The following is an 11,432-nucleotide window of genomic DNA, read 5'->3' as shown; positions in this document are numbered from 1 at the left end:
AGGCGCCGGAGAGCTCCGGCAGCTGGCTCGACTTCGTCACCGGCGTCGTGCCGACGAACGTGGTCACCGCCTTCACCGAGGTGAACGTCCTCCAGATCGTCTTCCTGGGGGTCGTGCTCGGCGCGGCCGTGGCGATCATCGCGGTCGTGACCGTGGTCATGGTGGTGTGGGCGGTGTCGGGGGAGCGGCAGGCGGCCGTCTCCACGCCTTCCCCCGCACCCAGCACCTCGATACAGATACCGGCCGAGACGCCGTTCGACACCCCCTCCAGCGACCCGACCCCCGGTGTCGTGACCACGCTCGACACCGAACCGACCACCCTGCTCGGGACGGTGCCGCCCAAGGCCACGCTGGGGGAGGCCATTCCTCCGGGGGGATGGGGCAGGTGGCTGGATGCGTTCGACGAGGCGCTGAGTTCCCAGCAGGCCATGGGCGGGATCGATCCCGCCGTCGCGGCGAAGGCCCGCGAGAAGATCGGCAAGGCGGGCAGGAAGTTCGGCGAGGGCCACCTCGATCCGGCACTCAACCACGTGGCCGGCGTCTACCGCGACTTGATGCGCGCGCAGGAGAAGGGCCGCATGGCGCCGGGAGGGCCGCTGGCCGAGTTCATGGGGGAGTGGCGCCTGCCGGGCCGCTGACCGCCGCGGCAGGGCGGGCGATCGTGATACGGGGGGGACGTAGCACGTACATTGGCGAAATGACCTTCGACCACGCGGCGCGCCGGGAGCGGCTCGCCGGGCTGCTGCCCGCCCACGAGGTCCAGGCCCTGCTGGTCACCTCGCCCGAGAACGTCCGCTACCTGACCGGGCTGGCCAGCTCCAACGCGGCCGTGCTGGTCAGGGCCGACGGCTCGGCGCTGCTGGCCACCGACAACCGCTACATCGACGTGGCACGCGCCCTTGACGTGCCCGCAATCGAGGCGGCCGACGTGGCGGGCGCCCTGGCGGCGCCGGGGACCGGCATCGAGGCGGCGAGCATGAGCGTGGCCACCTATCGCCGGCTGGGCGAGGGGCTGGTCCCGCTGGGGCCGGTGGTGGAGGTGCTGCGGGCGGTCAAGGACCACGCCGAGCTGGCGCTCCTGCGCACCGCCTGCGAGCTCACCGACCAGGCCTTCGCCGACGTCTCGCGGCGCATCGCCCCCGGCATGACCGAGCGTGACCTGGCCCGCCTGCTCGACAGCCGCATGGCCGAGCTGGGCGCCGACAAGCCCGCGTTCGACACGATCGTGGCCGCCGGCGAGAACGGCGCGATCCCCCACCACGCCCACCGGCCGGGAGTTGCGCGCCGGCGACCTGGTCACCATGGACTTCGGCGCCCGCTACCGCGGTTACCACGCCGACATGACGAGAACGGTCTGCCTCGGCCCGCCCGCCGCCTGGCAGCGCGAGCTGTACGACCTCGTCGCGGCGCAGCGGGCGGGCAGGCACGCCCTCGCCCCCGGAGCGCCGGGCGGCGACGTGGACGCCGCCGCCCGCTCCGTGATCGCCGACGCCGGTCACGGTGAGCATTTCAGGCACGGTCTCGGCCACGGAGTCGGGCTGCAGATCCATGAGGAGCCGTTCCTGGGTCCCTCTCGGACCGGTAGACTAGAGGATCGAGTTCCGATCACCGTCGAGCCCGGAGTCTACCTTTCGGGCCGGGGCGGCGTTCGCGTTGAGGACACGCTTGTGACACGCGAGGGCGGGCCGGAACTTTTCACCAAGACGACCAAGGAGCTGCTCGTCCTTTAGAGCGGCCACACGCGGGAGAGAACGAGTGGCGACGACCAACGACCTGAAGAACGGCATGGTGCTGAAGCTCGACGGCGGGGAGCTCTGGGCCGTTGTGGAATTCCAGCACGTCAAGCCGGGCAAGGGCGGCGCGTTCGTGCGCACCAAGCTCAAGAACGTCCTCTCCGGAAAGGTCGTCGACAAGACCTTCAACGCCGGCGTCAAGGTCGAGGTGGCCAACGTCGACAAGCGCGAGATGCAATATTCGTACAAGGACGGCGACGAGTTCGTGTTCATGGACACCGAGACCTACGACATGGTCAACGTGCCCAGCGCGACGGTCGGCACCGCGGCCCACTACATGCTGGAGAACACCCTGGCCACGGTGGCCTTCAACGAGGGCTCCGCGCTCTATGTCGATCTGCCCGCGGCCGTCGAGCTGACCATCTCCACCACCGAGCCGGGCCTGCAGGGCGACCGCTCCACCGGCGGCACCAAGCCTGCCACGCTGGAGACCGGCGCCGAGATCAAGGTCCCGCTGTTCATCACCACCGGGGAGAAGGTCAAGGTCGACACCCGCAGCGGCGAATACCTCGGCCGGGCCTGAGGTGTCGGCACGCGGCAAAGCACGCAGGCGGGCACTCGACATCCTTTTCGAGGCCGAGCTGCGCGGCGAGGATCCGCTGAAGATCCTCGCCGAGCGGGTGGAGCGGCAGGAGCCTCCGGTCAACGAATACACCTCGGCCCTCGTCGAGGGCGTCGCCCGGCACAACGAGCGCATCGACGAGCTGATCACCACCTACGCCGAGGGGTGGAGCCTCGACCGCATGCCGGCGGTCGACCGCAACCTGCTGCGCGGCGGCACGTACGAACTGCTGTGGATGCCCGACGTGCCCGAGGGCGTGGTCATCAGCGAGTGGGTGCACCTGGCGGGGGAGCTCTCGACCGACGAGTCGCCCCAGTTCGTCAACGGCCTGCTGGCCCGCTTCAAGCAACTCAAGCCAAGCCTCACCCTTTAGACACCCTTTTGCCCGCCGTCATGGCCGCGAGTTCGGGGTACGTTCCAAGCACGGCGATCCCGTACGACGCGTGCGGGCCCGTCCGGCATCCGGAGTAAGGGCGCGTCACCAGCCGCGACGCGCCCTTTCCCACGGTGCCCGGCTAGGGTGCCCACCATGGTGACGGAAGAGGACGTGCGCAGGCTGGCACTGACGCTGCCCGAGACGACCGAGAAGACCATGTACGGCACGCCCGCCTTCTACGTGCGCGGCAAGTGGTTCGCCCGGATCAGGGAAGAGGGCGACGTGCTCGTCCTGCCGGTGCCCGCCGAGGAGGAGAAGGCGGGGCTGATCGCGGCCGAGCCCGCCAAGTTCTTCACCACGCCGCATTATGACGGGCACGCGATCGTGCTCGCGCGGTTCGGGGCGGTGGACGCCGAGGAGATGCGCGAGCTGCTGACCGAGGCCTGGCGGCTGCGGGCACCGAAACGGCTGGCCGCCGAGTTCGGCGACCGCGCCTGACCACCGGGCCTGACCACCGGGCCTGACCACCGGGCCTGACCACCGGGCCTGACCACCGGGCCTGACCACCGGGCCTGACCACCGGGTCCGGGCCGCCCGCGGTTCGCGCACTGACCGTGACCGGGCGCGCGGGGGCGGGAGCGGCGGACGTGTCGCGGCAGGGGTTTCCCGCGGGTCTCCCCGGTGGGGAGCGGGCGATCGCGCGCACGGCGTAGGCTGGGCGCATCCGCGAAGAAGCCGTTCGCGAAGTGCGCGTTCGCGAGGGCGCCGGTCGCGAGGGAAAGGGAGGCGAGCCGACGTTGCGTGCTGAAGGCGTCACGAGGACCCCGGCGGTGCGGACCGCCGTCGTCTGGGACGCGTTGCGTTCCGTGCTGGCGGAGCGGGCCGCGTCCACCGGGCGCGAGAGGCTCGACATCGTCGACGCGGGCGGCGGCACCGGCGGGTTCGCCGTGCCCCTGGCGGCGCTCGGCCACGGCGTCACCGTCGTCGACCCCAGCCCCGACTCCCTGGCCGCGCTCGAACGCCGGGCCAAGGAGCAGGGCGTGGGCGTGCGCGCGCTGCAGGGTGACGCCGCCGACCTGGGCGAGCTGCTCAGCCGCGACAGCGCCGACCTGGTGCTCTGCCACAGCGTGCTGGAATACGTCGAAGACCCGATCAGCGCGCTGACCGCCGTCGCCGGCGTGCTGCGCAGGGGCGGGGCCGTGAGCGTGCTGGCCGCCAACCCGGTCGCCAGCGCCATCCACCGGGCGCTCGCCGGCCAGTTCGACGAGGCCAGGTCCGTGCTCGACGACCCGAAGGGGAGCTGGGGCGAGCGCGATCCCACGCCCCGGCGTTTCGCCGCCGCCACGCTCGTCGAGTTGCTGGGCGCCACCGGCTTGTCCATCGGGGCGGTCCACGGCGTCCGCGTCTTCGCCGATCTGGTGCCGAGCAGGCTCGTCGACGGCGAGCCCGGCTCCGCGGACGCGCTCGTGGCGCTCGAGCAGGCGGCGTCGACCCACCCGGTGCTGAGAGACATCGCCACACAGCTGCACGTGCTCGGTCACAGGACCTGAGCCCCGACCGCCGGCATGGGCGCGGCGGAGATCGCGCCCGACCACTCCGACGCCTCAGCGTCAGGAAGGAAAAAGATCGATGGCCGCCCCCCTCGGTGTAGAACGCCTGTTCGGATAGAATCGACGGCGTGTCTCGCAAGCAGATCACCGGCATCGGCCCCGCTCCGCAAACCGGGGTCGACGACAGCGGCTGCCCGATCCTCCATGTCGACATGGACGCCTTCTACGCCAGCGTCGAGCTGCTCGACCGCCCCAAGCTGCGGGGCCGGCCCGTGATCGTGGGCTCGCCCGCCGGGCGCGGCGTGGTGCTCAGCGCCACCTACGAGGCCAGGGCGCACGGCGTGCACTCGGCGATGCCGATGAGCAGAGCGCGCCGGCTCTGCCCGCGGGCCACGGTCATCCCGCCCAGCCACGGCAAATACTCCGAGGTCTCCAAGGGCGTCATGGAGATCTTCCACGCGATCACCCCGCTGGTCGAGCCGATAGCCTCCGACGAGGCGTTCCTCGACGTCGGGGGAGCCAGGCGCAGGCTCGGCCCGCCCGCGGCCATCGCCGCCATGATCAGGGAGCAGGTCCTCGACCGCTACGGCATCACCTGCTCCGTTGGCGTCGCCGCGAGTAAATTCGTGGCAAAGCTCGCCTCCAAGCAGTGCAAGCCCGACGGGCTGCTGGTGGTGCCCGCCGGCGAGGTGGTCGGCTTCCTGCATCCGCTGCCCGTGTCGGCCTTGTGGGGTGTGGGGGAGCGCACCGAGCAGGCGCTGGTGCGACTCGGCATCCGTACGGTCGGAGACCTGGCCAGGGTGCCGTCCAGCACCCTGCAGCGGGAGCTGGGGCAGGCCGCGGGCGGCCATCTCGCGGCGTTGGCCTGGGGGCGTGACGAGCGACCGGTGACCGCCCACGTGCCCGACAAGAGCATCGGCAACGAGGAGACGTTCGCGTCCGACGTGGACGATCCCGAGGTGATCAAGCGTGAGTTGCTGCGTCTGTCGGAGCGGGTGGCCGCCCGGATGCGTAAGGGCGGCCACGTGGGAAGAACGGTAAGTGTGAAGCTCCGCCGCGCCGATTTCACGACGATCAGCCGCTCGCGCACGCTTCGCGAGCCCACTGATGTGGCCCAGGTCATCTATGCCACCGCGTGCGAGCTGTTCGCCGCCGCCGGCCTCGAACGTGTGAGGTTGCGCCTGGTGGGGGTGCGAATGGAAAGTCTGCGACCAGCCGGCGAAGCCGTGCGCCAGCTCAGTCTGGGCGAGCGGGAGACCGGCTGGCGCGAGGCCGAACAGGCCATGGACAAGGCGATCCGGAGATTCGGTCCCGACGCGGTGCTCCCAGCCTCGCTAGTACGTGGCAAGCTTGATGAAATAGAGACATGACGTTCGATGTCCAGATTTAGGGGGACGTCAGTGTCCCAGTTTTGGGGGAAGGGGGACGAGATGGGTCACAATGGAGCCATGACGTCACCTCCGGTTTGGTCTGCGTTGGACGTTTGCTTTCGCCTGCGTCTACAGCCTCGTATCCTGGGGATGACCGACCGCGAGGTTCGGACACCCCGTGTCGTCCGTTGCCGTCTTCCCCGTCCTGGGGCCGTCCTTGGGAGGCGCCGTGCCGCTCTCTGAGCACGAGCAGCGCTTGCTCGACCAGATCGAGCAGGCCCTCTACGCCGAGGACCCGAAGTGGGCCAACACCGTAAGGATCAGTGACCCCCGCAGCCATTACAAGCGTCGCCTGATCAAAGCCTCCATCGGCTTTGCCCTCGGCGTCGTCATCATGATGGTCGGCGTGGTCGTCAGTGGCAGTGCCCTGATCCCGCTCGGCGTCGGCGGTTTCGTGGTCATGCTCGCCGCGTGTTTGTGGGGCTTGTCCAGCTGGAAACGTATGAATGGGTTCGGAGAGTCGCCCCCGGCCGCCCCCGGCGGCACGGCCGCTCCTGGGGGTAAGCAGCAGCCCCGCAGAGGCAACCGTGGCACCTTCATGGAGCGCATGGAAGAGCGCTGGCGCCGTCGCCACGACGAGCGCTGACGCACCTGAGCGTGCGGCCGCTCCCTGACGAGGGGAGCGGCCGCACGCTGGCTCATGCGGTCATGATCCCTTGTGCGCCGCCGTCCGCCGCAACCTGATGTTCTCCAGCAGGTCGAACCCGTCAAGCAGGCCCTCGCCCATGCGCCGCAACCGGCGCAGCGTCGACGGAGGCAGCAGCACCGCCCTGATCCGCCTGCCGCGTGACACCGTGGCCGCCAGGGCCTGCCGCACCTGGCGCAGGTCCTTGCTCATGGGCGCGATCGGGCCCGGCTCCCTGGCGTACAACACACGCTCGACCGCCGAGGCGATGGCCGAGATGGCCGCCGCGGAGTCGGCATCGAACTCGTACTGCTGGGTCAGCCGCCGGGCCAGCGCCCGCGGAGTCTCGCTGTCCTCGCGGACCATCCCATAGTCGTACAGCACGTCGTCGAGCTCTGCCCAGACGGCCGTCACCCAGGGGACGGTGTCCCCACGCTCGCGCGGTGTCCTCCCCGGCGTCGTCGCCGGCGTCGCGGACGGCTGGGGCGCCTTCCCCTTCAGCGTGCGCACGCGTCTGCTTCGCGCGACCAACCGCACGCCGGCGGGGATCAGCAGGAGCACGAGCAGCGCGCCCGCACCGATGCCGAGCTGGCCGATCAGCGGCATCGAGTCGTCAGGGGGCAGCCCGCCGGTCGCGGCCTGGGCCTCCCGGTCCAGCTGCCGCTCGTTGCGCCGGGCCTGCGGGTCCTGCGGCTCGTCGGCCGGGGAGCTGCTCTCTCCCGTCGACGGTGTCGACTCCCCGCCCGTGGTGGTGCTCGGCCTGGGCACCGAGTACGGCGGCACGCGCGCGCTGCCCTGGCCGATCGATCCCGAAGGAGTCGGCTCGAACGGCAGCCAGCCCACGCCCTCGAAGTACAGCTCGGGCCAGGAGTGGGAGTCGTTCGTGCCGACCGTCCACCGATCGCCGATCTTCATGCCGCCCGTGTAGCCGATCGCCACCCGCGACGGGATGCCCACCAGCCTCGCCATCACCGCCATGGACGCGGCGAACTGCTCGCAGTAGCCCGCCCGGTCACGCAGCAGGAAGTCCCGCAGCGCCGAGTTGCCGTGCCCCTGCGTGCGCAGGTTGTAGGTGAAACCGCCGTCCGTGGTGAAGAAGCGCTGCAGCTTCACCGCCGCATCGTAGGTGGTCGAGGCGTCACGGGTGACCCGCTCGGCCAGCGCGGCGATCTCGGGCGGCAGGTTGTCCGGCAGCGCCAGATACCGGTCGCCGACCCTCGGCTGCTCCCCGTCGAGCGAGTCGAGCAGGTCCGGCGTCGGCTCCGGCTCGCTCGTCGCCACCTCGTACTCCAGGCCGGCGGCCTCGTCACGGGTGGAGAAGACCATGAGCGTGTCGACGTCGGCCCGCCAGTCGCCGTCCACCCGGATCTGCCGGGCCGGGTACGGCAGCGGCAGGAACGACAGCCGGGCGATCTCGTCACTGATCTGGACGTTCGTGATCACGTTGTTGACCTTCGGCCTCCGGCTGAGCCCGGGTGGATCGGGCAGCGGGCCGTTGTCCGTCCTGTTCTGCGGCGCGCCCTTCGGCTCGGTCATGCCGAACTGCTGGCCGTCGAACCTGTCGAGCGAGTAGATCCGCAGATACCTGGCCTGGTCGTCGTTGTTGCTGTAGGTGAGGACCACCCGCCGCTCGGGCAGCTCCAGCTGGCCCTTCAGGTTCGCGATCGGATTGGGGATGCTGATCGAGTTGCCCCGTCCCGACCCGTTGCCGCCCACGCCGAAGGTGAAGAACGACACGGGCTCCATCGCCGGCAGCGCGGCCGGCACCAGCACGGCCAGCGCGATCGCGGCGAACCCGATGCGTTTGCCGGACAGGCGCAGGCCGCTGGTGTCGGCCGTGGAACGGGCGCCGTCACGAGACTGCGCGGCGCGGGTGGTCCGCCGCACCAGCACGGCCCGGCCCCAGTGCCCCACCCGCTCGCGCCCGTCGGCGATCAGCAGGCTGATGAACCCGAGCGCGGCGACGATGAACGCGGGCCAGCTGATCGGCTCGGCCAAGATCGTGGCCGGCACCGTGGCCAGCGCCAGCAGCGGCAGCCCGGCCAGCGCCGCCCGCCGCAGCCGCGCTGCCAGCAGGTCCACGGTGATCGCGATGAGGGCCACGCCACCCGCGGTCAGGAGCGTGATGCCGTCGGTCTCCGGTACGGGGGCGGCGAACCGCTGGATGTCGGCCCAGCCGACGCCCAGCAGCCGGGCCAGCTCCGCGACCGACCCCTTCGTCGGCACCACCAGAGCCCACGCCTTGGACGAGGCGAAGGTCACGGTCAGATAGATCCACGTCGCGGCCAGCGCGACCAGCGGAGCCGCCCACGCGGGCCACGACAGGCGGCTGGTGAGCAGGCCCGCGATCATCACCGCGAGCACGGCGCCGAGCGACGCCCAGAACCAGGCGCCGCCCTGGAAGAGCGGGTAGAGCAGGATCGCCGCGGTGAACACGGCCACGCCGGAGGCGCCGGTGAGCCTCATGCCGCACCTCCTGCCGGGCCGACCGCGTACCTGCCGTGGTTGGCGGCGTCCTGCCAGATGGAGGCGATCGAGGTGCCCGCGGGCAGCCGTACGATGCGCCAGCCGTACCCGGCCAGGACGGTCTGCACCGCCTCCAGGTCCTCAGCGGCCTTCCGGTCGCCGTCGTCCCAGGTCGCCACGTCGAGCAGGACCGCCACTCCGGTGATGCCGCTGTGTCTCAGCCTGGCCAGTTCCCTCGCCTCCTCCGCGTCCATCGAGCCGAGCACGGCCACGATCAGCCCGTCGCCGCCGCCCTGGCGCAGGGCGGAGACGCCCATCTCGAGCGAGCGGGCGGGGCTGTGCCGTACCATGGCGAGGGTGTCGAGCAGCGACCAGCTCAGGCCCGTGTCGGTCAGGTGCTCGGCGCCCTGGTCGGTCACCAGCCGCAGGCCGAGCCCCTCACGGGCGAGGTGCACGCCGATCGAGGCCGCGGCCGAGACCGCCACCTCGAACGACGAGCGCGGGCCCTCGCCGCGGTGGGCGTGCCTGCGGGTGTCGAGCAGGAGCGCGCCGCGGCTCTGCCACTGCTGCTCCTCGCGGCGCACCATCAGCTCGCCGCGGCGGGCGGTCGAGCGCCAGTGCACCCGCCGCAGGTCGTCGCCCTGCCGGTACTCGCGCGGCGCCACGTCGTCGTCGCCGGCCGCCGCCACGCTCCTGGTGCGGCTGTCGCCGCCGCCCGTCCATTCGCCCGACAGCCGTACGTGCGGCAGCGCCGCGACGTGCGGCGTCACCACCAGCGTGTCGCTGATGGTGAACGAGCGGGTCAGCTCGACCAGGCCGAACGGGTCGGCGATGCGGATCGACAGCGGGCCGATCGTGTAGCGGCCGCGCAGGTCGGAGCGCACCCGGTAGTCGATCTCGCGTACGCCCCGCGACTCCACCCGGTCCAGCACGAACCGGGGTCGCACGCCGAGGGCGTAGGGAACGGTGTCCTCGATGAGCAGCAGACCGGTGGGCAGCCTGGTGACGTTCTCCAGCCGCAGGGTGACGGTGGCCTCGCCGCCCACCTCAGCCCTTGACGGATCCAGCCGCCTGGCGCAGCTCAGGCGGTAGCGCGTGCGCGCCGCCACGAGCGCGGCCAGCAGCGGCAGCGTGGTCACCAGCACCCCGATCCTGAACAGGTCGTTCTCGCCCAGGAGCACGGCCATCAGTAGCGCCGCGATCCCCGAGGCGAGGAACGATCTGCCTCTGGAGGTCAGCGCCTGCAGCCCGGCTCTCACGACGCTCGCGACTCGGGCACCGGTACGCGCCTGAGCAGATCGGCCACCACCTGTTCGGGCAGCCGGCGTTGTCCCTGCGCCTCGATGCTGGGCAGCAGCCGGTGCGCGAGCACGGGAATGGCCAAGTCCTGCACGTCGTCGGGGATGACGTAGTCGCGGCCCGCCAGGGCCGCGTGCGCACGCGCGGCCCGTACGAGCTGGAGCGTGGACCGGGGTGAGGCGCCCAGCCGCAGGTCGGGGGAGTGGCGGGTGGCCACCACCAGGTCGATGGCGTACTTCTTGACCGCCTGGGAGACGTAGACCCCGCGGACGGCCTCGATGAGCGCCCGCACCTCGGCGGTCGTCGCCACCGGTTCGAGCTTGTCGAGCGGCGAGGCGCTGCCGTGCACGTCGAGCATCTCCAACTCGGCGCTCGGCTCCGGATAGCCCATCGCGATCCGCACGGAGAAGCGGTCACGCTGTGCCTCGGGCAGGGGGTAGGTGCCCTCCATCTCAATGGGGTTCTGGGTCGCCATCACCATGAACGGCGAATCCAGCTGGTACGTCACCCCGTCCACCGTCACCTGGTGCTCCTCCATACATTCCAGCAACGCGGACTGCGTCTTGGGGGAGGCACGGTTGATCTCGTCGCCCACGACGATGTTGGCGAACACCGGCCCGGGCTTGAACTCGAACTCTCTGGTCTGCTGGTTGTACGCGCTCACTCCGGTGATGTCACTGGGCAGCAGGTCGGGGGTGAACTGCACGCGCCGCACGGGGCAGTCGATCGACCGGGCGAGAGCCTTGGCCAGCATGGTCTTGCCAACCCCGGGCACGTCCTCGATGAGGAGGTGCCCCTCGGCGAGCAGGACGGTCAGCGTGAGGCGGACGGCGTCGCTCTTGCCCTCGATCACCGATTCGATGGCCTGCCGAATCCGGTGGGCGGTGGAGACCAGCTCGTCGAGCTGGGGAGGGACGTCATGGGTAACTGCCACCAGGCCTCCATGAGAGAAGTGCGACGGCTGTCCCGTTGGTGCCATTGCGGGAGCCATGCCATTCCTTTTCCATTGTGTGTACGACCCTACGACGCTGTGGGTTCGCGAGCGACATTTGTAGATATTCCAGCGAACCTCGGCGATGTTCCTGTTCTTGTGGCATAGGGGTGCGAATCCAGTGACAGGGCGGACCATGATCCGCCCCACATTCCCCCACTGCGGCCTTCGTGAAGCGCCCACCGCCTAATTCCACGATCTTTTCAACCCTCGACACGCCCATGAGGGTTGACCGGCCGCTCACCCCCTCCACCCCACTCCACCGCTCTGACCTGCGGTAACGCAAGGGAAACTGATGATGAAGACGGTTCGAATCAGTTGACGGTGGGGAGAAGTGGAG

At 70.6% G+C, this 11,432-nt stretch carries 9 protein-coding genes and 2 pseudogenes; 8 read left to right on the top strand and 3 right to left on the bottom strand.

Going from position 1 to position 11,432, the window contains the following annotated elements:
- The 8 genes and pseudogenes from E1294_RS24255 to E1294_RS24220 all read left to right on the top strand — a co-directional run.
- A pseudogene (locus E1294_RS24255) lies at nucleotides 1-638 on the top strand (hypothetical protein); the annotation flags it as partial.
- A gap of 59 nt (nucleotides 639-697) precedes the next feature.
- A pseudogene (locus tag E1294_RS58160) lies at nucleotides 698-1,730 on the top strand (M24 family metallopeptidase).
- A gap of 25 nt (nucleotides 1,731-1,755) precedes the next feature.
- Nucleotides 1,756-2,316, top strand: coding sequence for an elongation factor P (gene efp / locus E1294_RS24245; protein WP_132511806.1), 561 nt, complete (start codon nucleotides 1,756-1,758; stop codon nucleotides 2,314-2,316).
- Between the two features lies 1 nt (nucleotide 2,317).
- Nucleotides 2,318-2,728: a transcription antitermination factor NusB gene (gene nusB / locus E1294_RS24240; RefSeq protein WP_132511804.1), complete on the top strand. Its 411-nt coding sequence runs from the start codon at nucleotides 2,318-2,320 to the stop codon at nucleotides 2,726-2,728.
- A gap of 156 nt (nucleotides 2,729-2,884) precedes the next feature.
- Nucleotides 2,885-3,229, top strand: a complete 345-nt coding sequence (locus E1294_RS24235) for an MmcQ/YjbR family DNA-binding protein (protein ID WP_132511802.1) — start codon at nucleotides 2,885-2,887, stop codon at nucleotides 3,227-3,229.
- A gap of 332 nt (nucleotides 3,230-3,561) precedes the next feature.
- Nucleotides 3,562-4,281 carry a methyltransferase domain-containing protein gene (locus E1294_RS24230; RefSeq protein WP_132511800.1) on the top strand — a complete coding sequence of 240 codons (720 nt, stop codon included), beginning with the start codon at nucleotides 3,562-3,564 and terminating at the stop codon, nucleotides 4,279-4,281.
- Nucleotides 4,282-4,409: 128 nt separating this feature from the next.
- Entirely contained in the window at nucleotides 4,410-5,651 is a 1,242-nt protein-coding gene (gene dinB, locus E1294_RS24225) for a DNA polymerase IV (RefSeq protein WP_132511798.1), read from the top strand.
- Nucleotides 5,652-5,880: 229 nt separating this feature from the next.
- On the top strand, nucleotides 5,881-6,297 hold the full coding sequence (locus E1294_RS24220; protein ID WP_132511796.1) for a DUF3040 domain-containing protein: 417 nt from the start codon (nucleotides 5,881-5,883) through the stop codon (nucleotides 6,295-6,297).
- 60 nt (nucleotides 6,298-6,357) lie between these two features.
- On the opposite strand, the gene E1294_RS24215 is transcribed toward E1294_RS24220, so the two are convergent.
- Genes E1294_RS24215 through E1294_RS24205 form a run of 3 tightly spaced genes read right to left on the bottom strand, consistent with a single transcriptional unit; the run spans nucleotide 6,358 to nucleotide 11,080 of the window.
- The gene (locus E1294_RS24215; protein WP_132511794.1) at nucleotides 6,358-8,802 is read right to left on the bottom strand and encodes a transglutaminase TgpA family protein; all 2,445 of its coding nucleotides are present in this window, start codon (nucleotides 8,800-8,802) and stop codon (nucleotides 6,358-6,360) included.
- Nucleotides 8,799-10,061: a DUF58 domain-containing protein gene (locus E1294_RS24210; RefSeq protein WP_132511792.1), complete on the bottom strand. Its 1,263-nt coding sequence runs from the start codon at nucleotides 10,059-10,061 to the stop codon at nucleotides 8,799-8,801. Before E1294_RS24210 ends, E1294_RS24215 begins: the two co-directional genes overlap by 4 nt.
- Nucleotides 10,058-11,080 (bottom strand): AAA family ATPase, encoded by a 1,023-nt coding sequence (locus tag E1294_RS24205; protein WP_425465220.1) that lies wholly within the window; start codon nucleotides 11,078-11,080, stop codon nucleotides 10,058-10,060. The genes E1294_RS24210 and E1294_RS24205 overlap by 4 nt, the downstream gene beginning before the upstream one ends.
- Between the last annotated feature and the right edge of the window lie 352 nt (nucleotides 11,081-11,432).

This window comes from Nonomuraea diastatica, from assembly GCF_004349015.1.
Lineage (GTDB): Bacteria > Actinomycetota > Actinomycetes > Streptosporangiales > Streptosporangiaceae > Nonomuraea > Nonomuraea diastatica.
Note: the sequence above shows the minus strand (reverse complement) of the source record. Positions and strands in the feature narration are given on the sequence as shown.